This is a genomic window from uncultured Agrobacterium sp. (assembly GCF_913777885.1).
In the GTDB taxonomy this organism is placed as follows: Bacteria; Pseudomonadota; Alphaproteobacteria; order Rhizobiales; family Rhizobiaceae; genus Agrobacterium.
The window spans coordinates 294,339-319,663 of the sequence record NZ_CAJYTV010000017.1 but is presented as its reverse complement, the minus strand read 5'-3'; the positions used below and the strand labels follow the sequence as shown (position 1 = coordinate 319,663).

General features: G+C 59.3%; 17 protein-coding genes. 12 read left to right on the top strand and 5 right to left on the bottom strand.

Annotated features, from left to right (window positions below; translation table 11 throughout):
- The first annotated feature begins 115 nt into the window (after nucleotides 1-115).
- The 3 genes from QZ869_RS16620 (at nucleotide 116) to QZ869_RS16610 (ending at nucleotide 3,824) form a co-directional block, all read left to right on the top strand.
- On the top strand, nucleotides 116-1,321 hold the full coding sequence (locus QZ869_RS16620; protein ID WP_296037718.1) for a glycosyltransferase family protein: 1,206 nt from the start codon (nucleotides 116-118) through the stop codon (nucleotides 1,319-1,321).
- Between the two features lie 80 nt (nucleotides 1,322-1,401).
- A complete protein-coding gene (locus tag QZ869_RS16615) occupies nucleotides 1,402-2,649 on the top strand; it encodes a glycosyltransferase (protein ID WP_296106000.1) in 1,248 nt (415 codons plus the stop codon).
- Nucleotides 2,646-3,824, top strand: coding sequence for a glycosyltransferase (locus QZ869_RS16610; protein WP_296105998.1), 1,179 nt, complete (start codon nucleotides 2,646-2,648; stop codon nucleotides 3,822-3,824). The genes QZ869_RS16615 and QZ869_RS16610 overlap by 4 nt, the downstream gene beginning before the upstream one ends.
- A gap of 11 nt (nucleotides 3,825-3,835) precedes the next feature.
- Here QZ869_RS16610 and QZ869_RS16605 read toward each other — a convergent pair whose 3' ends face one another.
- Both QZ869_RS16605 and QZ869_RS16600 read right to left on the bottom strand, forming a co-directional pair.
- Entirely contained in the window at nucleotides 3,836-5,068 is a 1,233-nt protein-coding gene (locus tag QZ869_RS16605) for an FAD-dependent oxidoreductase (RefSeq protein WP_296105996.1), read from the bottom strand.
- A 17-nt stretch (nucleotides 5,069-5,085) separates the two neighbouring features.
- Nucleotides 5,086-5,784 (bottom strand): phosphatase PAP2 family protein, encoded by a 699-nt coding sequence (locus tag QZ869_RS16600; RefSeq protein WP_296098809.1) that lies wholly within the window; start codon nucleotides 5,782-5,784, stop codon nucleotides 5,086-5,088.
- A 225-nt stretch (nucleotides 5,785-6,009) separates the two neighbouring features.
- Between QZ869_RS16600 and dxr the strand changes: the two genes are divergently transcribed.
- From dxr to QZ869_RS16585, 3 genes are all read left to right on the top strand, one after another.
- On the top strand, nucleotides 6,010-7,209 hold the full coding sequence (gene dxr, locus QZ869_RS16595; RefSeq protein WP_296105994.1) for a 1-deoxy-D-xylulose-5-phosphate reductoisomerase: 1,200 nt from the start codon (nucleotides 6,010-6,012) through the stop codon (nucleotides 7,207-7,209).
- Between the two features lie 159 nt (nucleotides 7,210-7,368).
- Nucleotides 7,369-8,757: a methyl-accepting chemotaxis protein gene (locus tag QZ869_RS16590; protein WP_296105992.1), complete on the top strand. Its 1,389-nt coding sequence runs from the start codon at nucleotides 7,369-7,371 to the stop codon at nucleotides 8,755-8,757.
- A 328-nt stretch (nucleotides 8,758-9,085) separates the two neighbouring features.
- Nucleotides 9,086-9,766: a metal-binding protein ZinT gene (locus tag QZ869_RS16585; protein ID WP_296105990.1), complete on the top strand. Its 681-nt coding sequence runs from the start codon at nucleotides 9,086-9,088 to the stop codon at nucleotides 9,764-9,766.
- 59 nt (nucleotides 9,767-9,825) lie between these two features.
- On the opposite strand, the gene hemA is transcribed toward QZ869_RS16585, so the two are convergent.
- Nucleotides 9,826-11,043 (bottom strand): 5-aminolevulinate synthase, encoded by a 1,218-nt coding sequence (gene hemA / locus QZ869_RS16580; protein ID WP_296105988.1) that lies wholly within the window; start codon nucleotides 11,041-11,043, stop codon nucleotides 9,826-9,828.
- 368 nt (nucleotides 11,044-11,411) lie between these two features.
- On the opposite strand from hemA, the gene QZ869_RS16575 reads away from it, so the two are divergent.
- The 6 genes from QZ869_RS16575 to QZ869_RS16550 all read left to right on the top strand — a co-directional run bounded on the left by QZ869_RS16575 (nucleotide 11,412) and on the right by QZ869_RS16550 (nucleotide 22,615).
- Entirely contained in the window at nucleotides 11,412-11,663 is a 252-nt protein-coding gene (locus tag QZ869_RS16575; RefSeq protein WP_296020367.1) for a glycine zipper domain-containing protein, read from the top strand.
- Nucleotides 11,664-11,834: 171 nt separating this feature from the next.
- On the top strand, nucleotides 11,835-13,763 hold the full coding sequence (locus QZ869_RS16570) for an autotransporter assembly complex family protein (protein WP_296105986.1): 1,929 nt from the start codon (nucleotides 11,835-11,837) through the stop codon (nucleotides 13,761-13,763).
- A gap of 86 nt (nucleotides 13,764-13,849) precedes the next feature.
- Nucleotides 13,850-18,010, top strand: a complete 4,161-nt coding sequence (locus tag QZ869_RS16565; RefSeq protein ID WP_296105985.1) for a translocation/assembly module TamB domain-containing protein — start codon at nucleotides 13,850-13,852, stop codon at nucleotides 18,008-18,010.
- A 205-nt stretch (nucleotides 18,011-18,215) separates the two neighbouring features.
- Nucleotides 18,216-20,000: a PAS domain-containing methyl-accepting chemotaxis protein gene (locus QZ869_RS16560; RefSeq protein ID WP_296105982.1), complete on the top strand. Its 1,785-nt coding sequence runs from the start codon at nucleotides 18,216-18,218 to the stop codon at nucleotides 19,998-20,000.
- A complete protein-coding gene (locus tag QZ869_RS16555; protein ID WP_296020376.1) occupies nucleotides 20,000-20,476 on the top strand; it encodes a chemotaxis protein CheW in 477 nt (158 codons plus the stop codon). The genes QZ869_RS16560 and QZ869_RS16555 overlap by 1 nt, the downstream gene beginning before the upstream one ends.
- A 378-nt stretch (nucleotides 20,477-20,854) precedes the next feature.
- A complete protein-coding gene (locus QZ869_RS16550) occupies nucleotides 20,855-22,615 on the top strand; it encodes a PAS domain-containing methyl-accepting chemotaxis protein (protein WP_296105980.1) in 1,761 nt (586 codons plus the stop codon).
- A 739-nt stretch (nucleotides 22,616-23,354) separates the two neighbouring features.
- On the opposite strand, the gene QZ869_RS16545 is transcribed toward QZ869_RS16550, so the two are convergent.
- Nucleotides 23,355-23,765, bottom strand: coding sequence for a F0F1 ATP synthase subunit epsilon (locus QZ869_RS16545; RefSeq protein WP_296020380.1), 411 nt, complete (start codon nucleotides 23,763-23,765; stop codon nucleotides 23,355-23,357).
- Between the two features lie 90 nt (nucleotides 23,766-23,855).
- Complete coding sequence (gene atpD, locus QZ869_RS16540; protein WP_296020383.1) at nucleotides 23,856-25,313, bottom strand: F0F1 ATP synthase subunit beta; 1,458 nt, start codon at nucleotides 25,311-25,313, stop codon at nucleotides 23,856-23,858.
- Nucleotides 25,314-25,325: the final 12 nt, after the last annotated feature.

The following is a 25,325-nucleotide window of genomic DNA, read 5'->3' as shown; positions in this document are numbered from 1 at the left end:
CTGCCAGCATGTTTTGCGGTTTTCCGATCAGGGCATGTGACAAGACGAGGCGCTTCGGCGCCTTCCGCATAAAGACACGCGCCGCACGCTTTAGCGGTAAGAAGAGGTTCTGCTCGTGACAGTTCGTTTAAACGATGCACGCATTCTGATGTACAGCCACGATTCTTTCGGGCTTGGACATTTGCGTCGATGCCGCACCATTGCCCATGCGCTGGTGGAGGATTATCGCGGCCTGAATGTCCTGATCATCTCAGGAGCAACCATTGCAGGCGCCTTCGATTATCGCGCCCGCGTCGACTTTGTAAAAATCCCGAGTGTGATCAAGCTCAGAAACGGCGAATACACCTCGCTCGACCAGCATATCGATCTTCAGGAAACGCTGAAGATGCGCCGCTCGATCATCTACCACACCGCCGAAAGCTTCCAGCCGGACATCTTCATCGTCGACAAGGAGCCGATGGGTCTACGGGGCGAAGTGGAGGAAACCCTCACCTATCTGAAATCGCGCGGCACGAAGCTGGTCATCGGCTTGCGCGACGTCATGGATGCGCCGCAACTGCTTGAAGCCGAGTGGAAGCGCAACGACGTGCTGAACAAGATCGAACGCTTCTACGACCATGTCTGGGTCTACGGCCCGCCGGACTTCCACGACCCTCTGGCAGGTCTCGCTGTCCCACCCGGCGTCCACGAGAAGACCGAATTCGTCGGCTTTCTGCAGCGGTCCAAGACCCGCGGCGACAACCCGAGCCGGCATGAGGGCGACTATATCCTGGTGACCACGGGCGGCGGCGGCGATGGCAGCGAACTGATCGACGACGTGATCCGCGCCTACAAGTTCGATCGCAGCCTGACCCAGAAAGCATTGGTGGTGCTTGGGCCTTACATGCCGACCGAGCAGCGGCAGAAGTTTGCGGCCAATGTCGCCGATATTCCCCAGATGGAAATCATCGACTTCGACAACCGCATGGAAGATCTGGTTGCTGGTGCTCAGGCTGTCGTGTCGATGGGCGGCTATAACACTGTCTGCGAAATCCTCTCCTTCGACAAGCCAGCCCTTGTCGTGCCGCGCATCGTGCCGCGTGAGGAGCAGTTGATTCGCGCCAGCCGCGCGTCCGAGCTTGGCCTGTTCGACATGCTGTCGCCGGAAGATGCGGAGAACCCCGAACTGATGGCGAAAGCGCTGAAGGCACTGATGCAGCGCCCGCCACCGTCTGCCAACGGCCGCAACCTGAAGCTCGACGGGCTTGAGAACATTTCCCGCCGCGTCGCCGAATGGCTGCAACCGGATGATACGCAGAGCGCAATCTCCGCGACTGCCTGACCGCAGGGGATGTGTAAAACGGTGGAGCCGAACATCCCGGCTTGCCGTGAGCTGCCGCAAATGAAAGAAGGCACGAAGACGTGACCGCAGACAAGAAAATCGTGGTGCTGCTGAAAGGCTATCCGCGCCTCTCCGAAACATTTATAGCGCAGGAATTGCTCGGCCTCGAAAAAGCTGGCTTGACACTCGAACTCATGTCGATGCGCCGCCCGACCGACAAGAAGCGCCATCCGGTGCATGACGAAATCCGCGCACCCGTCAGCTATCTGCCGGAATACCTTCATGAGGAGCCACTGCGTGTGCTGAAAGCGCTGTGGGCCTGCCGGAATAAGCCCGGCTTCGGAAGTGCGTTGCGCCGGTTCTTCCACGATCTCGGCCAAGACTTTTCTCGCAACCGCTTCCGTCGTTTCGGTCAAGCCGCAGTGCTGTCCCATGAATGGCCACAGGACGCCGGCTGGCTGCATGTTCACTTCATCCACACGCCAGCGTCGGTTGCCGCCTACACCCATCTGATCACCGGCATTCCCTGGACGATCTCGGCGCATGCCAAGGACATCTGGACCTCCACGGACGCCGATCTCTCCTACAAGCTCGGCAGCGCCCGCTGGGCGGTAACCTGCACCGCCAGCGGTTATCGCCATCTGCAAGACCTCTCGCCCAATCCAGCAACGGTCCATTTGAGCTATCACGGCCTCGACCTCACACGCTTCCCCCCGATGGAGGGTATGCGCCCGCCACGCGATGGTTCGGACCCCGCCGATCCGGTGCAGATCCTCAGTGTTGGCCGCGCGGTGAAGAAGAAGGGCATCGACATTCTGCTGAAGGCGCTCGCCACCCTGCCAGCGTCACTGCACTGGCGCTTCACCCATATTGGCGGCGGCGATGAGCTGGCGACGCTGAAAGCGCTTGCCGAGCAGTTGCGCATCGCCGACAAGATCACCTGGACGGGTGCGATGGACCAGAAGCAGGTGCTGGAGCACTATCGCAAGGCCGATCTCTTCGCGCTTGCCTGCCGCATCACCGCCGATGGCGACCGCGATGGCCTGCCCAACGTCCTGGTGGAAGCCTCAAGCCAGGCGCTAACCTGCGTGTCCACCAACATCTCCGGCATTCCCGAATTCTTCGTCGATGGCGAAAACGGCCTGCTGACCGAGCCGGAAAATGAAGCCGCGTTCTCGAAAGCCCTGGAGCGCGCAATCTCCGATCCAGCGCTCAGATCAAGACTGGGCGCTGCCGCTGAGCATCGCGTGCGCACCGCCTTCGATCACCGCACCAGCATCACCGACCTGAAAAATCTCTTCGAACAGGAATGGGAGAAGACCTCGTGACAATCGCCTCCGCCCCTGCCAGCAAGGCTCCCAGCGTTTTCTTCTATGTCCAGCATCTGCTCGGCATCGGACATATTGCCCGCGCCAGCCGCGTCGCTCACGCGCTGGTGGCAGACGGCTTTGACGTGACGATGGTGACGGGCGGAACGCCGGTGCCGGGCTTCCCCGGTGAGGGCATTCGCCATGTCGAACTGCCGCCGGTCGCCGTTGCCGATGGCAATTTCTCCGGCCTTGTCGATGCCAATGGCGCGCCGGTGGACGATGCCTTCAAGGATAACCGCACCAGCATGCTGCTCGGTGCTTATCACGGCGCAAAACCGGATATCGTCATCATCGAGGCCTTCCCCTTTGGCCGTCGACAAGTGCGATTCGAACTCTTGCCGCTGCTGGCGGCGATCGAGAAAAGTCTCAAGCGCCCGCTGGTCATGACCTCGCTGCGCGACATCCTGCAGGAACGCGCCAAGCCCGGTCGTGACGAAGAAACGATCGATCTCGTCAAGAAGCACTTCGATACTGTGCTGGTCCATGGCGATCCGAATTTCGTGCGGCTGGAAGAAACCTTTCCGCTGGCCGAACAAATCCGCCAGCGCATTGTCTATACCGGCCTGGTGGCACCCAGCAAACCGACTCCGCCGCAGGAGCGCTTCGACGTGGTGGTCTCGGCAGGCGGCGGTGCCGTCGGCGGCGCGCTTCTGAAAGCAGCGCTCGCAGCCGCACCACACATTCCGGAACTGAAGACATGGTGCCTGATCACCGGCCCGAACATGCCGCAGGCGGATTTCGATGCGATCTCGGCTGAAGCCGGCGACGCCATCTCCGTCTTCCGCTTCCGCAAGGATTTCGCCAGCCTTCTCTCCGGTGCGAAGCTCTCCATCTCGCAAGCCGGCTACAACACCGTCTGCGACATTCTGCAAGCCAAATGCCGCTCGCTGCTCATCCCCTTTGCCGCAGGCGGCGAAACCGAACAAGGCGCCCGCGCCTCACGGCTGGCAAAGCTCGGCCTTGCTCAGGTGCTGGAAGAACATGCCATCGCGCCGCAGTCCATGGCCGAGGCGATTCGTGCAGCATTGGCGCTACCGGAGCCTGGTGAGATCACCCTCAATCTGGATGGCGCAAACGGCACGGCGCAGATACTGCGCAGGCTCTATGCCGAACATCAGATGGATGACGAGTAGGTCTCAGCCCTTCAATAGGTAATCTTCTCGCGCCTGAAGCCGAGCCCGATCAGACGGCCAGCGAGATGGGCTAGAAGTGGGAAGCGCAGGATAGCGCGAACGAAGGCGGGCGGGCCTTTGGACTTGGGTGCCGCTTCGTGATCCTTACGGTTCTTGCTGCGCATCATCAATTGCAGCTTCTGCGTGGCTTTGGTCGGAAAGGTGCGGCGCTGTTGGATGGCGGTCAGATCGTCGTCGGAGATGACTCCTCTGTCACGCAGGGCGGGCACCAGAATATTGGCGGCCGCCACCGCATCCTGAATGGCGAGATTGACGCCGACGCCGCCGATCGGCGACATGGCGTGGGCGGCATCACCGATGCAGATGAGGCCCGGCTTCCACCATTGCGTCAGCCGGTCGATACGCACGGTGAGAAGATAGACATCATCGAAGCTCTTGATCTCCTGCAGTCGATCAGCAGGCAGCGGGCAGACCTCGGCAACCCTATTGCGAAAAGCCTCAATGCCTTTCTCGCTGATCTCCGCATAGACGCCCCGGCGCACCACATAACCGCACTGCCAGTAATCGCCGCGATCGATCAGCACGAAGCCCTGCTGCGGACCGGCATGACCCATGGTTTCGTGAGGATCGCCTGGCTGTTTCGACAGCCGCATCCATAGAACCTCGGTCGGTACGCCGAAGCGTTCGATATGGAGACCGGCCTTTTCGCGCACCGTGGAATTGCGGCCATCGGCACCGACCACCAGATCGGCCTTCACGGTGAGTGTACCGGATGGGGTGGAGAGGACCACGCCGCTGACGCGCCCCTTCGTCTCTATGAGATCGCTGACAGCGGCGTTGTGCAGCAAACGGAAACTGTCGAACTGCCCGGCCTTGCCTGCCAGGAAATTGAGGAAGTCCCATTGCGGCATAAAGGCGATGAACTTGTTTTTGACCGGCAGCCAGGAAAAATCCGCGATGGTGCGCTTCTCGCCGCCAATCTCCGCATGCAGCTTTTCCGCCTTGGTGTGCGGCAGCGCCAGAAACTCCTCTGCAAAACCGAGTTGTTCGATCAGCGCAATCGTCGAGGGATGAATCGTATCACCGCGGAAATCGCGCAAGAAATCGCCATGCTTCTCGATGACCGTCACGTCGATGCCCGCGCGCGCCAGAAGCAGGCCGAGCATCATGCCGGCGGGCCCGCCGCCGACGATGGCAACCGTGGTCTCTATTGCCTGAACATCGTCGCGGTGGTCGCTTGGCATGGCAATATCCTGTGTCATCATGCCTGATCTGCAGGCGGAAGCGGCTTGTTCTTCGGATAGGGCCAACCCTTGACCAAACGGAACAACCATTCCTTGCGGGCGAAGATAAAGGCGAAGAGCATGGACGTCCAGATACCGAGCAGAAGGCCAGCGGCCACATCGCTTGGATAATGCGCGCCGACGATCACCCGCGAAATGCCGATGACGAGCGCGAGCGCCATGAAGACGTAACGAAAACGCGGGATCAGCATGGCAAAGGCACCGAAGAACGCGCCCGCCGCCGTCGAATGACCGGACGGGAAGCTCTCGTAGAGATTGTCGCCGGTAAACGGCGTCAGGCTATAGGCGCCAATATCGCCATAAAGCTCAGGCCGTCCGCGACCGATGAGGAATTTCAGGAGATGCACGAAGATGCTGGCACTGCCGATGGTCAGGAAGAAATAGGCAAAGAGCCGCATCGCCGTCCCGATCCTTGCCGAATAGGGGCTCGCCAGCAGAAAGCGCCCGGCAATATAGGCGAGGATGGCAAAAAGCCCGGTGCTGTAGAGCATCCAGCGGAAGGTGCCGAAATCGGTGATCGCCTTGTTGAATCCGACGATCGCGCCCGGAAGGGCCTGCGCGCGCTGCGAAATGCGCGGATCGAAAGGGATGAAGACGAGCACCAGCAGAAGAGTGATGACAAAAATCCAGCCGCTCGAGATCAAAAATCGCTTCATGAAAATCCTCTATTTATCAATGCCGTATCAGCACTTCAGCACCGCGTCGCATCAGCCACTCAAACTGCATGCTCGCGCTGCCATTAGCAAGCGGCGCACGCAGATGTCATCGATGAGGAGAAGGACGCAGTGTGGCGAAAAATTGCTGACAGGCTTTGATCTTGTTCTGCCCCTGTTTCGCTTGTAGAGCCTTGAGGGAGAGTTTCCACGAAAGCCGGATTTCATATGACACGCCAAAAGGGCAGCAACCCGCCTGAAAAACTCACCGTCCTTGGCGCCACCGGCTCGATCGGTAAGAACACGCTGGATGTCATTCGCCAGCTCGGTGGGCGTGACCGCTTCGAGGTTCTAGGCCTTACGGGTGCAGGCAATGTGGCGTTGCTGGCTGAACAGGCGCGCGAGTTCGGCGTGACGCTGGCAGTCACCGCCGACGACGAGAAATATGCCGAGTTGAAGGATGCACTTTCCGGAAGCGGCATTACCGTCGCCTCTGGCAAAAGCGGCTTGCAGGAAGCTGCAAGCCTGGAGGCTGATTGGGTGATGGCGGCGATTGCCGGCACGCCCGGGCTCGAGCCGACGCTGACGGCCGCGCGTCGCGGCGCCAATATCGCGCTCGCCAACAAGGAGTGCCTCGTCACCGGTGGCGACGTCTTCATCTCCACCATGCGCGAGGGCGGCGGCACGCTGATCCCGGTCGATAGCGAACACAGCGCCATCTTCCAGTGCCTAGAGCCCCACAACCGCGACAAGGTCGAGCGCATCGTTCTCACTGCATCCGGCGGCCCCTTTCGCACCTGGAGCCGCGAACAGATGGACGGCGTCACCGCCGAGATCGCCCGTGCCCACCCCAACTGGTCCATGGGCTTGAAAGTCTCCATCGGCAGCGCCTCGATGTTCAACAAGGCGTTGGAAATGATCGAGGCAAAGTATCTCTTCGATCTTGAACCATCGCAGATCGAGGTGATCGTCCACCCGCAATCCATCATCCACTCCATGGTGGCCTATACCGACGGATCGGTCATCGCCCAGCTTGGTTGCCCGGATATGCGCACGGCGATTGGCTATGCGCTGACCTATCCCAGCCGCGGCACGCTCGATGTCGAGCGGCTCGATTTCGCCAAGCTGGCACGGCTTGATTTCGAAGCGCCCGACGAGGAACGCTTTCCCTCGATCAGGCTCGCACGTCTGGCGCTGGAGCGCGGCGGTGTGCAAGGTGCGGTGCTGAACGCGGCGGAAGAAACAGCCTTCCACGCCTTCGTCGACGGAAAGATCGGCTTTCTGCATATGGCCGATACCGTCGAGACGGTGATGGAGAAAATGAATGAAGGCAGGTCAGCTGACACGATCGATGCCATCTTGGCCGCCGATGCCGAGGCGCGCGCCTACGCCGAGGATGTCATTTCGCAAAAGCAGAAGGCCGCTTAGGCACAATAGCCGAAGATGACGCTTACAAGAGAAGACCTGCGAGACCCGCAGGCTGCAGCTGGAAATCCTGTTTTATAGTGGAAATAGTATAGAGCTGAATTAATATGAGATTAAATTATTAATGATAATTCCGACGACATAGTCGTTGGAGATATTGCAATGTTCGGTTTTGCCCGCCCGAAAGAAGATTTTCGCCGTGAGCTTGCATCGTTTCTTTTCGAGAGCTCGCCGGATGCTTACTGCGTTCTGCGCGAAGGCAGGGTCGTCGCCTTCAACGACGCGTTCCAGAAAGCCCTTCGTCAGCCGGCCGACACGATCAATGGCCTGACACCTCCGGATTTTTCGCCGGAACGTCAGCCGGACGGAGAACGCTCCGACCAGAAGGCAAGCGTGCATATCGGTCAGGCCATGAAGGAAGGATTTTCCCGCTTCGAATGGGAAGGACAGCGCCGCGACGGCAGCCTTTTCCAGGTTCAGGTCACGCTCATTTCCTGGAAGCGAAACGATGAAACACTGCTGATCGTCGTCTGGCAGGACATTGAAGAAATGATCCGGCTGCGCACTGCCGAACGCCAGCGCCAGGAACAGGCCGCACGTGAGGCAGAGGAAGACCGCGCGGCAATCGAGCAGCTGGCAGCAGCTCTTCGTCAGTTGGCCGATGGAAATCTGACACAACAGATCGACCGCGCCTTCTCCCCAAAGACTGATAGCCTCCGACAGAATTTCAACGTTGCCACAGAGCAATTGCGCGCGCTCGTCAGTGAGGTGTCGAACGCCGTGACCTCGGTGCTGCATCGCTGTCGGGAGATTGGCTCCGCTTCCTCGGAACTGGCAGGTCGCACCGAGCGCCAGGCTGCAAGCATCGAAGAAGCGTCCGGAGCACTTTCACAGATCGTCAATACCGTGAGCGATGCGGCGAGCGCCTCTCGGTCCGCCAAAAAGACGATCGCACTCGCCAGCAATGACAGCGGCGAAGGCCATGTGATTGTCGAGAAGGCAATCGCTGCCATGGAAGCCATCGACCGATCCTCCGGCGAAATCGCCAAGATCATCGGCGTCATCGATGAGATCGCCTTCCAGACCAATTTGCTGGCCCTGAACGCCGGCGTGGAAGCCGCCCGTGCGGGTGAAGCGGGCAAGGGGTTTGCCGTGGTGGCGCAGGAAGTGCGCGAGCTTGCCCAACGCTCTGCGACAGCGGCCCGGGAAATCCGCGCGCTGATCACCACGTCGAACCAATTGGTGGAAAATGGCGTCGGCCTCGTCAACGAAACGGGATCGGCCCTTGGTCGCATCTCTGCCCACATTGCGCAGGTCGGCGGCTCCGTCGAAACCATCGAACGCTCCGCCAGTGACCAGGAAGCCGCCATTCGCGAAATCGATAGCGTTATTGGACAGGTTGATCAGGTCACGCAGAAGAATGCTGAAATGGTGGAGGAAACGGCTGCGGCATCCAATGCCATGATCGACGAAATGGTGGAGATCGCGCGCAAGCTGCAAAGTTTCCGCACCGCCGGTGCCGAGCAAAGCTCTCGCCGCTGGGCGGCCTGACGGTTGAACGGCCACATGCTCGGCCACGTCGCGCAGACTGTTTAAAACATGCACTGGTTTAAGGGTGGAGTGTCCGATTTTGGCATCTCCGCCCTTCTTATTATGACTGACAGTCAGCGCGAAATGAGAAAGACGCCTGAAGGCTTCAGAAGCGAGGGCCATCGCTGATGGCTTGGTGGCTAAAATCAAGATCTGCGGGACGCCGTGCTGTCATCCCTTTTTCAACACCCTTCCTATTATTCAAAGTTCCGGAAACGGACTTGCCACCTCCATGCTTTCCCGTTATGTCGCCTTTTGTTACGTTATTACATCACAATGAGGAAACACGATGAAACTCACGCAAGCCCTCGCCCTTTCCGTTAGCTCGCTGCTGCTTCTGTCCGCCGCTGCGGTGGCGCAGGAGAAATCGGCACCATCGAAGTCCGAAACCCACAATCACGCCCATAACCATTCCCATGGGCATTCACATGGTTCCAGCGACGTCTATAAGGGCTACTTTGAAGACAGCGCCATTAAGGAACGCCCGCTCTCTGATTGGGAAGGCGATTGGCAGTCGGTTTATCCTTATCTCAAGGATGGCACGCTCGATCCGGTGATGCAGCACAAGGCCGAGCACGGCAAGAAGAGCGCCAAGGAGTTTCGTGAGGAATATGATGTCGGCTACAAGACCGACGTCAACCGCATCACCATCAAGGGTGAAGACGTAACCTTCTACCGTGACGGAAAGGCCACCGAAGGAAAATATGCGAGCGACGGCTACGAGATCCTGACCTACAAGAAGGGCAATCGCGGCGTTCGCTACATCTTCAAGAAGACCGGTGGCGATGCAGCCGCACCGCAATATATCCAGTTCAGCGACCACACCATCGCACCGCAAAAGGCTGGCCACTACCACCTCTACTGGGGTGATGACCGCGCCACGGTGTTGAAGGAACTCACCAATTGGCCGACCTACTACCCATCGTCGCTTTCCGGCAAGGAAATCGTCCAGGAGATGCTTGAGCATTAAATGCAAAAGGGGCGCAGCCGAATAAGCTGCGCCCCTTTTTTCATTCCGCGTCTTGCTGATCAGGCGACGGCGCGTGCAAGCGCGCAACGCGACCAGAGCTGATGAAGCGCTCCGACGAGCCGTTCCATATCCGCATCGGTATGAAGCGGCGTCGGCGTGATGCGCAGACGCTCGGTCTTGCGCGGCACCGTCGGATAATTGATCGGCTGCACATAGACACCGTGGTCGTCGAGCAGGATATCGGAAATCCATTTGCACTTGGCGGCGTCGCCCACCATCACCGGAACGATATGGCTGGGATTGGTCATGTGGGGAATACCGGCAGCGTCCAGCATGGAGCGTAGCGTGCGCACGCGCTCCTGGTGACGGGCGCGCTCGAAGGGGCTCGCCTTCAAATGCTGAATCGACGCGACCGCTCCAGCTGCCAGAGACGGCGGAAGTGCGGTGGTGAAGATGAAGCCGGACGCAAACGAACGGATGAAATCGCAGAGCGCTTCCGAAGCCGCGATGTAGCCGCCCATCACGCCGAAAGCCTTACCAAGCGTTCCTTCGATGATCGTCAGGCGATCCATCAGTCCTTCACGCTCGGCAATGCCGCCGCCACGAGGACCATACATGCCGACCGCATGCACTTCGTCGAGATAGGTCATGGCGCCGTATTTATCGGCGAGATCACAGATTTCCTTGATCGGCGAAATATCGCCATCCATCGAATAGACAGATTCGAAAGCGATCATCTTCGGCGCTGCGGGATCGGCGGCCTTCAGCTTGGCTTCCAGATCGTCCAGATCGTTATGCTTCCAGATGACCTTCTCGCAGCGACCATAGCGAATGCCTTCGATCATCGAGGCATGGTTCAGCGCATCCGAAAAGATGATGAGGCCGGGGATCTTCTGACCGAGCGTACCTAGGGTCGCCCAGTTGGAAATATAGCCGGAGGTGAAGATCAGCGCCGATTCCTTGCCGTGCAGATCGGCCAGTTCGCGCTCGAGCTTGACGTGGTGGTGGTTTGTGCCAGAAATATTCCGGGTGCCTCCCGCACCCGCGCCACAGTGATCGATGGCGGTCTTCATTGCCTCGATGACCTTTGGGTTCTGGCCCATACCGAGATAGTCGTTGGAGCACCAGACCGTGACATCGCGCTGTTCACCGTCGGCGGTGTAACGGGTTGCTTTCGGAAAGTGTCCCTGTTGTCGCTCGAGATCGGCAAAAACGCGGTAGCGACCTTCCGAATGCAAGCCATCCAGCTCGGTCTTGAAAAATGCCTCGAAGTCCATTCCATGCTCCAGAATACGTGCAAGCGTTTTCGGCCCACCTCCTTGAACCGTCAACCCCCTCGACGCCGATATCGAACCGATGCGTCAATTCGCCTCCACTTTTGAACCGTTCCAATATACTTATAAGAGTCTTGAGGAATGACAAACTTGATTCATGTCAAACCGCTAAAAAATTTGGAACCTTTTAATTCAGCCGCCGTTGAGTAGGGCACAATCGATTGGCCCGGGGAGCGCAGCCTTACAAGGGGGCTTCCAAAGAAACATTCGACTTGTTAGATATCTGCGGCGGTCGGAGGTAGCAGTCGCCGCAGACTTATTGGGACGCCTACCGAGAGCCATCGAGCTCAAATGTAACGTGGAGAGAGTTCATGAAAAAGGCTGTTATTTTTGCTGTTATGGGTCTGGCGCTGGCAAGCTGCACGCAGACTGAAAAGACCACCGGCGGCGGCGCGGTGATCGGCGCACTGGCTGGCGGCGCAATTACCGGTAACGTCCGTGGCGCAGCGGTTGGCGGCCTCATCGGCGGCGCAACCGGTTACCTGATCGGCCGCGCTTCCGAGCCTGGCTACTGCTACTACCGTGACCAGTACGGCCAGCGCTACACGGCACGTTGCCGCTAACAGCGTGACAGAATTGCATCAGAAGCCCCGGCAATCGTCGGGGCTTTTTTTGTTTCCCCGCATTGGCCCTTTTTTGGGGTGCCCCTCCTTGTCTAATTATGATTAAATTTGCGCATTAACGAAGGATAAACGGGCAGGAGCAATAATAAATGCTCAACCATAAAGCACCGCATGCCGAAAAAACGGACTGACCAACGGAAGAGTATAGCGTACTGGAGGGCAGGCACTGCATTGGCGGTGGCGGCAGCCATGAGCGTTTATCCCGTCTTCGTTCGCGAAGCCTTCGCTTTGAAGATCTTCGGCATCCAGCTATGGGGCTCGGACAAGGACGAGGCAAACGAAGTTCTCGATCCCGTCCGCTTTACCGTGACGCTCAATACGCCGGGAGCGGACAGCAAACTGAGAGACAGTCTGGAAAACAGCTCCCTGATGGTGACCGAGCCGGAAAAGCCGGCATCGGGCGATCTCGGCCTGCTCATTCGCGCTAAGGACGACCGCGACAGGTTGATTGCCGCACTTTACGAGAATGCCCGCTATGGCGGTATCGTTACGGTCAAGATCGCCGGGCAGGATATTGATTCCATTCCGCCCAATCCGACGTTCAACAGAGCAGGCCCCGTGCCGGTTGTAATCGATGTGACGCCGGGCCCGGTCTTCAAGCTCGGAACGGTCAGGCTGCAAGGCGATATCACGGGGCACGACCCCGCAGATTACGGTCTGGTAACCGGCGGCGACGCGGGCTCGCTTGCCATCATCCGCGCAGGCAACAAACTGATAGACGACCTGAAGGCGGAAGGTCGCCCGCTGGCAAAGCTCACCAAGCGCGAGGCGGTGGCAAACCACGCCAACAACACGGTGGATCTGACCATGGTGGCCGAAGGTGGCCCGGTGGCGCCGCTGGGAGACGTGGCGGTCAAGGGCGACAAGGCCGTCGATCCGGACTTCATCCGTCGTTACTCGCGCCTCAACAGCGGAGAGCCCTATTCGCCGGACAAGCTGCGCAAGGCCTCCGACAGGCTGCGCAAACTCGGCGTGTTTTCCAGCGTCGCAATCAAGGAAGCCAATACGCTTGCCCCCAATGGCAGCCTTCCTTTGACCATCGAGGTTTCCGAAGGCAAATTTCGCTATTTTGGCGTGGGCGCGCAATATTCGACGACGGAAGGAGCAGGCTTGCAGGGCTATTGGGGCCACCGCAACCTGTTTGGCAAAGCCGAATCGCTTCGCATCGAGGGCGCTGTGACGCGCCTTGGCGAGGCATCGACCGTTCAGGACATAGACTATTCCGCCGGCATCATCTTTACCAAGCCCGGAATCTTCAATCCGCAGACGACCTTTACCGCAAGCCTCAAGGCCAAGACCGAGCACCCCGACAGCTATGATGCGCAGACGGTGACCGGATATGGCGGATTCGCGTATGATTTCAACGATTACGATACAGCAGCAGCCGGTCTCGAAGTCGAATGGGCGAGCACCGAAGACGCTTTCGGCACCAATGACTATCTGACGACCTCTGTGCCGTTGGAGTTCGTGCGAGACAGGCGCAATGACAAGCTGAACCCGACCGATGGTTTCCGCGCATCGATTTCCGCCAAACCGAGCTATGAAGCGCTAAACGGCACCATCTTCTCGTCGTTCGAGGCATCGACCACCGGCTACAAGGGCCTGGGCTCGGACGATCAGGTGGTGCTGGCCGGCAAGATCGCAGGCGGCGTTCTCTTCGGCGGCGGTTCGCTTGAGGACATTCCCACGACACGCCGCTTCTTCGCTGGCGGCGGCGGCTCTGTGCGCGGTTACAGCTATCAGGAAATTTCGCCCTATGACGTCAATGGCAAGGCCACCGGCGGCCGGTCCTATGTCGTCACCTCGCTTGAAGCGCGTGTGAAGGTGACGGAAACCATTGGCATTGTTCCCTTCATCGATGCGGGCGTGGTTTCCTCCGAAGTCACACCGGATTTTTCTGATATTCGCGCAGGTGCCGGCATCGGTCTTCGCTATGCGACACCGTTCGGGCCTCTGCGTCTTGATGTCGCCATGCCGCTGGAAAAATATCCGAGCGGCAGCAGTTTCGGCATTTACGCCGGCATCGGACAATCCTTCTGAGGAAGGAGCGTTCAAAAACGCCGGGCTTTGCTCCGCAGTAAACCCAACCCTGTCACGACGACCAAGCGAAGTGTAGATTGTCCTTTATGAACATGCTGATTCGATTGCTGAAGTGGTTCGCCTGCATCGCACTCGGGGCCGTCGCGCTTCTTGTGGTCGTGTTGCTGTTTTTTGGCTTGAGCCCCTTCGGCGCGCGATTCCTTGCAAACGAGGTGTCTCGCATTGCTTCCAGCACGGACCAGACGATCACTATCTCGCCACCGAAGGGTCTGCTGACCGGCAGATTGAGACTGGATAACGTCACCATTGCCGATCGTGAAGGCAGCTATGCGACACTCGATGGTGTGGAGCTCGACTGGTCGCCGCTCGATCTCCTGACAGGAACGTTCCACGCCGAACGGCTGACGGCTGCCAATATCCGTGTCGATCGGGCACCGCTGCCAGCATCGCAACAGGCAGAGCCAAGCTCCGGCAGCTTCTCCCTTCCCCTGAAAGTGACCGTCGATGATCTGTCGCTTCCCAACATCGAGCTTGGCGAGAAGCTGGCGGGACGCGCCTTCGCTCTGTCGGCATCGGGCCATGGTTATGCCACCTCCGACACCATCACGGCATCGCTCTCAGCCTCCCGCAAGGATGAGCAGCGCGCGTCGATCGATGCGGATCTGGCCTATATACCGGCTGAAAACGTGCTGAAACTTCAGGCGCTGCTGAACGAGCCGGAGGGTGGCCTGCTTGCAAACCTTCTGCGTCTACCGGGTGCGCCTGCGGTCTCCATAAAGCTCAGCGGCGAAGGCCCTCTCTCCAACTGGTCGGGGAAACTCGCCGGTTCCGTTTCTGGAAACGAAGTCGTCGCGCTCAATGGCCACCACAGCCTGGCGCAGGACGGAACGCGGCGCGTGACGCTGCAAGGCGGCGGTCATCCGGATCGGCTGTTGCCGCCGCTGGTGCGCCAGCTCTTCAGCGGAGAAACGAAGATCGACCTGGCCGCGACCATGTCGCCGGAAGGTCGTATCAGTGTCGAGAACGGCAATCTGGAAACCGGCGCGCTGATACTCACGGCATCCGGCAGCGTCGATCCCCAGGGCCAGAACGACCTTTCCGCCAATCTGATCGGAACCAACGGACCCGTCGATATCCGCCTGCCGCTGGCGGATGGCGAGCTCCAGGCGCTGGTGGATGGCATTGACCTCAGCCTGCGCGGCAACGCCGACGCAGCACGCCTGAACACCGTCGCCTCGCTTCGTTCTCTCAAGGTGCCACAGGGTACCCTTCAGGGCGTGAAGCTTACCGCAGCCAGCGAAGATCTCGACGTGGCGAGCATGACCGGCACGATCCGTACCCTGCTGTCGGTCGATCAGTCGGCGCTGACCTCGCCGGACCTGGAGCGCATCGTCAAGGCTCCGTTAAAGCTCAGCGCACCGCTGCGCGTCTCGCCACAGACCATCGCCTTCGAAGGCGCGACGCTCGAAAGCGCCAGCATCGGCGGAACGGCAAGCGGCGCCTATGATCTTTCGGCTGGAAAAGTCTCGTCGAACCTGCGCCTCTTCGTTCTGCCGTCCGTGCTTCCCCCGGCGCTGGCGGAAAAATTCGACGGCACGATCGCGATCAACGGCTATGTCGAGAGCCTGATGGGCGGCGCGACAAGTCTAGAGAACCTCGTCATCAAGTCCACCACGCTCGAAGCCAATGGCGGCGTGTCGCTCGACAATGGCGCGATCGCCGCCAAACTCTCCGGTCGGCTGCCGGCATTGGAGAAGTTGTCGCCGCAGGCCGCCGGTTCGCTCGATTTCTCTCTTCAGGCAAACGGTCCGATCAGCGCTGCCGACTTCACCGCAGATATCTCTGCGGCGCGCGCCACGCTTGCGGGACGTTCGCTGCAATCGCTGAAGGTTTTGGCGAGTGGCAAGGCGGATGTGGCCGCGCCGCAGGCCAAGTTTCAAGCGACCGGCACACTGGACAACCAGCCGATCGACGCCTCTGCCGCGCTAGTGCAGACGGGCGAAGGCACCGCCATTCCAGAGCTGAACGTCAAGGTCGGCCCCAACGTCATGACGGGCAAGCTGCAACTGACGCCGCAATTCCTGCCGTCCGGCGCTCTGTCTTTCGATTTTCCCGATATCTCGCTTCTGGCAGCGCTTGCCGCCCAGCAGGCGCGCGGCGATCTGAAGGGCGATATCGCCATCAGTAACGCCGATGGCAAGATTGCCGCCACCATTCGCGCCAATGGCACAACGATCCGCAAGGACACGACAGCAATTTCCGGATTGGTTGCCGACCTCAAGGTGGACGATCTCCTGGCTCTGGCCATCAACGGCACGGTGAAGGCGCAGAGCATCAATGCCGGTGCAGCAGCACTCTCAGGTCTCGAACTCGATATCGATCACGCAGCAAATGCCACGACATTCGATCTCAATGGCCGCTATGACAATGCCCCGCTGGTGCTGAAAGGCCGGGCAGACACCGGCGCTTCGCCCATGCGCGTCGCTTTGGAAAGCTTTTCCGCCACGCCGCGCGGCATCCCCGTTCGCCTTGCCGCTCCGAGCGTCATCACGGTGGAGAATGGCAATGCGCGCATATCCGGGTTGACCATCCAGACCGGCAACGGTCGGGTCGAAGTCAACGGTAGCGCCGGATCGACGCTCGACGTCAATGCCGCCATACGCGCCCTTCCGGCCAGTCTCGCCAATGCTTTTTCACCCGGGCTCGATGCGGCAGGCACTATTTCCGGCACGGTTGTTGCCAAGGGTTCGGCCGCAGATCCCGCCATCGATTACAACCTGACCTGGGCCGATGCAGCAATTGCCCAGACGCGCGCCGCAGGGCTCGGCACACTGGGGATCAAGGCCAATGGCCGCTTTGCCAACCAGTCGCTCCAACTCGATACCAGCCTGACAGGCGGCGGTGGGCTGACGGTTTCCGGCGGCGGTACGCTTGGCCTTTCCGGCAACCGCCCGCTTGCCATGAGCTTCAAGGGGCAATTGCCCTTTGCCGCGCTTGCGGCCCAAACATCCGAACAGGGCCTGGTCGTCGATGGTTCGGCGGCAGTTGATATCCGCATCGAAGGCAGCGTCGCCGCGCCTTCCGTGACGGGGACGATCAGCACCCAGGGTACGCGCGTTACCGATGTGCGACGCAACCTTACCCTCAACAATCTTGCCGCAACGATTACCTTCAACCGCGATGTCGCGACCATATCGAGGCTGACGGGAAACCTGTCGGGCGGTGGAACCATTTCCGGGTCCGGCACTGTCGGCATCAACCCCGCATCAGGGTTTCCGGCAGATCTCAGCATCACGCTGAACCGCGCAACCTACGCGGACGGAACACTGTTCACCACGCAGGCAAGCGGCACGCTGACGCTGAAGGGTCCGGTCCTGTCGTCGCCGCTTCTCGCCGGTACGCTGACACTGGATAAAAGCGCGATCACTATTCCGGAACGCCTGCCCGCATCGCTGACGGAAATCGATATCAAGCACAAGAACGCGCCACGGGCGGTGAGACGCCAGGAGGCGGAGATCCGCGCTGACGAAGGTGGCAGCGGTAGTTCATCAACAATTGGTCTCGATCTCCAGATCAACGCACCAAGCGGCATCTTCGTGCGCGGACGCGGCATCGATGCGGAACTGACCGGCAACCTGACGATACGCGGCACGGCCGCTAGCCCTCAGATCTCCGGCGGGTTCACCATGCGTCGTGGCCGTCTCGAAATCCTGACGCGGCGTCTGGATTTCACCAATGGCGAAATCACCTTCGGCGGCGGGCTGATCCCAGTTCTCAACCTCTCTGCCGATTCGAGCGTCGGCTCCAACACCGTGACGGTGACCGTCAGCGGCAACGCCAACGATCCATCTTTCGCCTTCACATCGTCCCCGGCGCTGCCCCAGGATGAGGTGATGGCACAGCTGATCTTCGGCCAGTCCATGTCCAAACTGTCACCTCTGCAGATTGCCAGACTGGCGGAAGCGGCAAGTCAGCTGGCGGGCGGGCGCTCAACCTCCCTGTTCGATAGCCTGCGAAGCAACCTCGGCATCGACGATCTCGATATATCCACCGATTCCGAAGGACGGGCGCGGGTATCGGCAGGCAAATATATCAATGAGCGTACCTATCTCCAGCTCGAGCAGAGCGGCGATTCCGGCGCAAAAGCAGTCATCAATCTCGACGTCGGACGCGGCGTCAAGCTGCGCGGCGAAGCGGGAGCCAGCGGCGAAGGTGCAGCCGGCATCTTCTATGAAAAGGAGTACTGATCAACTTATGCGTGAACCACAAGAATTCAGGTCGCGTCGTTAAGGAAATCGTTAAACTTTTTCGAGTTCAGAGATTGTTAAATTTGATGAGCTAAACAATTGTTGTTGCCTTGAACCTTCCGCGGCTGTTGTGCTTTAGGATCTTGTCTTCACGCACCACAATACCGGTCCGACCAAGGGGTTGAGCCGTGACGGAGTTCACTGAATGCTCTCTCTTCCCGGGACCCATGCAAAAGCGGTCCTTGCAGCGTTAGGCCGCTCGCTGGCCGTTATCGAATTCGACACTTCCGGACATATACTCTCAGCCAACGAAAATTTTTGCAAAGCGATGGGCTATACCGCCGATCAGCTGATCGGCAAGCACCACCGCATTTTCTGCGAACCCTCCTATGCCGATAGCGATGCCTACCAGCAGTTCTGGGCGAATCTTAGAGCCGGTCGCTTCGACAAGCAGCAATACAAGCGGATCGCCAAAGGCGGAAATGAGGTCTGGATCGAGGCCTCTTACAACCCCGTCATGGAGGGCAACAGGGTCACGAGCGTCGTCAAGCTCGCCACCGTCATCACCGATGCGAAGCGCAAGGCGGCTGAAGATGCTGGTAAGCTGGACGCTATTTCCCGCGCGCAGGCCATCATCGAATTCACCCCGACCGGTGAGATCGTTACAGCAAACCAGAATTTTCTGAACGCTGTCGGCTATAGCCTTGAGGAAATCCGCGGCAAGCATCACCGCATTTTCTGCGAAGACAGCATCCGCAACGATCCGTCCTATAGCGAATTCTGGAGAAGACTGGGCTCCGGCGAGTATATGTCAGCAGAGTACAAGCGCATTGCCAAGAGCGGCAAACCGATCTGGATCCAGGCGTCCTACAATCCGATTTTCGACGAAAACGGCAAGGTCTTCAAGATTATCAAGTTCGCAACCGACGTGACCGATCGCGTCACCGCCGTGGACGATCTTGCCTCCAGCCTGACGGCTCTTTCGAATGGCGACCTGACCGGTACGATCTCCGTCTCCTTTACCCCCGCCCTCGAAAAGGTACGGCACGATCTCAATGCCTCGCTGCATAAACTCCAGCACGCCATGCGCAACGTAGCGGAAAGCACCAAGAGCATTACCGAGGGTGCGCGCGAAATCAGCGAAGCCACCGACAACCTTGCCCGGCGTACCGAGCAGCAGGCGGCAGCTGTGGAAGAAACCTCCGCCGCCTTACAGGAGATCACCCGAACGGTGGCGCAGAACGCGGAGCGTGCCGAACAATCCAGCCGTCTGGTCACCAATACGAAAAACGATGCGGAACAGTCTGGCCTGATCGTCAGCAAGGCCATCGACGCCATGGGGCGCATCTCGCAATCGTCCAATGAAATCGGCAGCATCATCAGCGTTATCGATGAGATTGCCTTCCAGACGAACCTCCTGGCGCTGAACGCCGGCGTGGAAGCCGCCCGCGCGGGTGAAGCAGGCAAAGGCTTTGCCGTTGTGGCGCAAGAGGTGCGCGCACTGGCGCAACGCTCCGCACAGGCCGCAAAGGAGATCAAGACGCTGATCGACACGTCCGCGCGCCAAGTCGAGGAAGGCGTCGACCTCGTGGGTGAAACCGGCAAGGCACTCGGCAAGATCGTCACCCAGGTCGGAGAGATCAACACCAACGTCGCAGCCATTGTCGAAACCGCCCACGATCAGGCCAATGGCATCAAGGAAATCAACCACGCCATCGCAGCCATGGATACCAACACCCAGCAGAACGCCGCAATGGTGGAACAAACGACAGCGTCCAGCCACGGGCTGGCGCATGAGGCTTATCTTCTGCAGGAATTGCTCACGCAATTTAGATTTGGGAAACAATCTTCTGTTACGAATCAATCACTGCAGCCTGAACGGAAGGTGCCGGTCACACGCGCCCCTGAAAGAAAGCCGAAGCCCGCTCTCTATGCGACGTCCGGCTCTCTCGCTTTGGCTCCGACACAAAAGGATTGGGAAGAATTCTGATGGCAACGATCAATTCGACAAATTTTGGCGGTGAGACACTGGAAATCATCGCTTTTCGCCTCCACGATCAGGAATTCTGCGTCAAGACCACGACGATCCGCGAAATTCGCGGCTGGGCGCCATCCACGCCCATCCCGCACGCGCCGCCGGATGTCATCGGCGTCATGAACCTTCGCGGCTCGGTTATTCCGATCATCGACCTGGCTTACAAGCTTGGCATGAAGAGCACCGTGGCCAATGAGCGCAGCGCCATCGTGGTGGCTGAAGTCCACAACATGGTCATCGGCATGCTGGTCGATCGCGTCTCCGATATTCTGACGATCCCGGCAAACCAGGTTCAGCCCGTGCCGGAAGTATCCGCCTCCTTCGACAAGTCCTTCTCCGAAGGCATCATCGCCAACGAACATGGCATGATCTGCTTCCTGAACCTCGCCAAGATGTTCAAGGGAAGCGAGATGGAAGAACTGGCCGCCTGATACGCGCCCGACATACGAAGTCATCGAAAAAGCCGCGCGGACGCCCTCCGCGCGGCTTTTTTACGTCGCATCCATCCACGCGTAAGTGGAAAGCAGGTAGCGATTTCTGAGATTCGCTTTGGGCCCTTTGGGCTCTTCTTCTGCCGCATGTCGCTCTGGCAACACCGCTGTACACTTCTACAAGAGATGCTTTAGTCAGGTATCAAAGAGATCGTATTATTTCATCAATTCTAAGAAAGAAACTTTTAATATTGATTTGCTCTAATGAAACCTGTGCGAGCGCAGAAATCAATCAGCCAGTGCGCAAGTAGCAGTTTCGGAAACCTTTCGTCTTTCCTCCAAACTGCCACCACGATTTCGGCTGTCCTGGGGGTCAAGATGTTTTTGCTGGGGCAAGGTGCAGATAACAGTAATATCGTGAGGGCGATTGCCGCATCACATGCCGTCATCGAGTTCGATCTAAGCGGTACGGTCCTTCACGCCAACACCAATTTCTGTTCGGAACTCGGTTACGAGCTTGCCGAAATCGTCGGGCAGCATCACCGGATATTCTGTGATGCCGATCATTGTGCCTCTCAAGCCTACCGCGACTTCTGGGAAGACCTCAAGACGGGTAAAGCCCGAACCGGAGAATTCAAGCGGCTACGCAAGGATGGCCGCGAGATCTGGATAGAGGCGTCCTACAATCCGGTCTTTCGCGGCAGCAAGCCTTATAAGGTCGTGAAGATAGCAACCGACATTACCGCAAGGAAGCTCAAGGCAAATGAGGACAACAGCAAGCTGGAGGCAATCTCACGCTCCCAGGCGGTCATAGAGTTCACGCCGACCGGCCATATCCTCACTGCAAACCGCAATTTCTGCGACGGGCTGGGCTACGCTCTGGAAGAAATCGAAGGCCGTCATCACCGGATGTTTTGCGATCCAGCCTATGTCGCCTCTGATGCCTATAGCAACTTCTGGCGGCGCCTGGCATCCGGAGAGTTCATCTCCGACGAGTTCGTGCGCTACGGCAAACACGGCAAGGAAGTATGGATACAGGCTGCCTATAACCCTATCCTGGATGACACGGGAGCGGTGGTTAAAGTCGTCAAATTCGCCACCGACGTCACCCCGCGCATGAGCGCGATCACGACGCTCGGGCAGGCCCTGCGCGCGCTGGCCGAAGGCAATCTGCGGCAAAGCCTCGATACGCCCTTCGTCCCGAGCATGGAAAAGCTCAGGAGCGACTTCAACGAGGTAATCGAAAAGCTGCGTCTGACGATGCTCACCGTTGCCCAGAATGCCGAGACCATTGCATCCGGCTCATCCGAAATTCGTTCGGCGGCAGATGATCTGGCAAGGCGCACGGAGCAGCAGGCAGCCTCGCTGGAAGAAAGTGCTGCGGCCATCGAGCAGATTACCACCACGGGCGCCGATGCCAGCAGGCGGGCCGATGAGGCAGGACGGCTCGTCAGCGAGACCAAAGCCCAGGCCGAACGCTCCGGTACGATTGTGGACAAGGCGATTGCCGCTATGGATGCCATTTCACAATCCGCCGGCGAAATCACCAATATCATCGGCGTCATCGATACGATCGCCTTTCAGACCAATCTCCTGGCCCTGAATGCAGGGGTCGAGGCGGCGCGGGCGGGTGAATCCGGCAAAGGCTTTGCCGTCGTGGCACAGGAGGTGCGCGATCTGGCGCAGCGCTCCGCCAGTGCAGCCAAGGAGATCCGGCAACTGATCAACACCTCGGGCCAGCATGTGGCGCACGGCGTCGACCTCGTTGGCGAGGCGGGGCAAGCCCTCCAACATATTGCCACTCAGGTGGACAGGATTGACACCAATGTTGCGGCCATCGTCGAGGCGGCCCGCGAGCAGGCGAATGGGCTCAGCGAAATCAACCACGCCGTCAACCTCATGGACCAGGCCACGCAAAAAAATGCCGCGATGGTCGAGGAGACGAATGCGGCGAGCCACGGTCTGGCGCGCGAAGCAGACGCTCTGCACCAGCTACTCACCCAGTTCGACGTGGGGCTGGCAGGCGCGCCTCCCCCTGCATCCGCGCAATCAGCGTCTGCAGCAAGGCACTCTGTGACGGCGCTGGCTGGCCGACGGAATGGCTCTGCAGCGGTAGCACCGAAATGGACTGAGTTCTGAGGGCATAGCATGTTGCCCTCCGTTGGCCTCACAAATCAGGCCTCGGCCAGAGACGCCGTGTGATGACGCCATCGCAGATTAGCGTTTATATGGGCGAGAAGCAGACGCACTGCGCCAGCTACTCACCCAGTTCGACGTGGGCCTCGCTGACGCACCCTTCCCTTCATCGTCGCAATCCGCGCCTGCGGCAACGCACTCTGTGGGGCCCTTGCCTGGCCACGTAAAGTCTCTGCTGCGGTAGCTCCGAAATGGACAGAGTTCTGAAGGCATAGCATGTTGCCCTTCGTTGGCCTCACACATCAGGCGTCGGCCAGAGACGCCGTGTGATGATGCCGTCGCAGGAGAGCGCTGTTTTTCGAGGGGAGAGGCAGACGCTCTGCACCCAGTTCGACGTGGGCCTTTCAGGCGCGCCTTCCCATGCATCCTCAAAATCCGCGTCTGCGGCAAGGCGCTCTGTGACGCCGCTGGCTGGACGCCAGAATGGCTCTGCAGCGGTAGCTCCGAAATGGATTGAGTTCCGAGGGCGTAGCCTGTTGCCCTTCGTTAGCCTCACACATCGGACGTCGGCCACAGACGCCGTGTGATGTTGCCATCGCAGGAGAGTGCCGTTTTTGATGGTGAGCGGCCAGCTATCCTCTGCGCCTCCTGCCGAGGCTAGAAAAACAAAAAGCGGCCATAAAAGCCGCTTTCGTCTGAGCTTATATGTGGACGGTTGCTCAACTTAACCCGCCCGGTCCTTTCAAGCGGCGACGAGAACCTCGTGCAGGTCCGTCAACTCGTAAAGGTACTTTTCAAGCTTCGTCAGATGATCGTGGTGGTGGTTGCCTTCCTCGATCTCCGAACGGGCAGCAGCGATACGCTTCTGCAGATCGTCCGGTGTCATGTCGTCAGCCGAAACGGCAGATTCGGCGAGCAATGTGCAACCAGTCGGCAGGATATCGGCAAAACCGCCGAAAACCACATACTTGTGCGTTTCGCCAGATGCCGTCTTTACCCGGACGATTCCAGGCTTGATCGTCGTCATGACCGGCGCGTGATTGACCAGAACCGTCATTTCACCTTCCGTTGCCGGAATAACGACTTCGCTGACCGTCTCGGACACCAGCAGACGCTCGGGAGAAACAAGTTCGAATTTGAAAGTGTCGGCCATGGCTATTCACTTCTTCTGATTGCGCGACAGACGATGTCGCGGGGGGCAACGGCGCGCGGCTCAAAAAAACCGCGCACCAGTTCAATCACATCAAGCGGCTTCGCCAGCCAGCTTCTTTGCCTTCTCGATGGCTTCGTCCATGGAGCCGACCATGTAGAAAGCCGCTTCCGGCAGGTGGTCGTACTCGCCGTTGACGAGACCCTTGAAGCCCTTGATCGTGTCTTCGAGAGCCACGAGCTTGCCCGGAGAACCGGTGAAGACTTCGGCGACGAAGAACGGCTGGGACAGGAAGCGCTCGATCTTGCGGGCGCGGGCAACCGACAGCTTGTCTTCTTCCGACAGTTCGTCCATGCCGAGGATGGCGATGATGTCCTGTAGAGCCTTGTAGCGCTGCAGAGTCGACTGAACCTTACGAGCCACTTCATAGTGCTCTTCGCCGACGATCAGCGGGTCGAGCATGCGCGAGGTGGAGTCGAGCGGGTCAACAGCCGGGTAGATACCCTTTTCGGCGATCGAACGCGACAGAACGGTCGTTGCGTCCAAGTGGGCGAACGAGGTCGCAGGTGCCGGGTCGGTCAAGTCGTCGGCAGGAACGTAAATGGCCTGAACCGAGGTGATCGAACCCTTGGTCGTCGTCGTGATGCGTTCCTGCATCTGGCCCATGTCCGTTGCCAGTGTCGGCTGATAGCCAACGGCAGACGGGATACGGCCGAGCAGAGCGGACACTTCCGAGCCAGCCTGCGTGAAGCGGAAGATGTTGTCCACGAAGAACAGAACGTCCTGGCCTTCGTCGCGGAAGTTTTCAGCGATCGTCAGACCGGTCAGAGCAACGCGGGCACGGGCGCCTGGCGGCTCGTTCATCTGGCCATAAACGAGAGCAGCCTTGGAGCCTTCGCCGCCGCCGTGCTTGTTAACGCCGGACTCGATCATTTCGTGGTAAAGGTCGTTACCTTCACGGGTGCGCTCACCCACACCTGCGAAGACGGAGTAACCGCCATGCGCCTTGGCGACGTTGTTGATGAGTTCCATGATCAGAACCGTCTTGCCAACGCCCGCGCCGCCGAACAGGCCGATCTTGCCGCCCTTTGCGTAAGGTGCGAGCAGGTCGACGACCTTGATGCCGGTGACGAGGATCTGCGCTTCCGTCGACTGGTCGACGTAGGACGGAGCTTCCTGGTGGATGGCGCGCTTGGACGCAGTGTTCAGCGGGCCAGCTTCGTCAACCGGCTCGCCGATGACGTTCATGATACGGCCGAGCGTTTCAGGACCGACCGGAACCGAGATCGGCGCGCCGGTGTTGGCGACCGGCTGGCCGCGAACGAGGCCTTCGGTGGAGTCCATCGCGATGGTACGAACGACGTTTTCGCCGAGGTGCTGCGCAACTTCGAGAACGAGGCGGTTGCCGTTGTTGTCGGTTTCGAGCGCGTTCAGGATCGCCGGCAGTTCGCCTTCGAACGCAACGTCCACAACAGCGCCGATAACCTGCGTAACCTTGCCGGTAGCGCCCTCGGTCGCTGCGGTCTTAATGGGGGTAGCTGCCTGAGCCATTATCCTTACCCT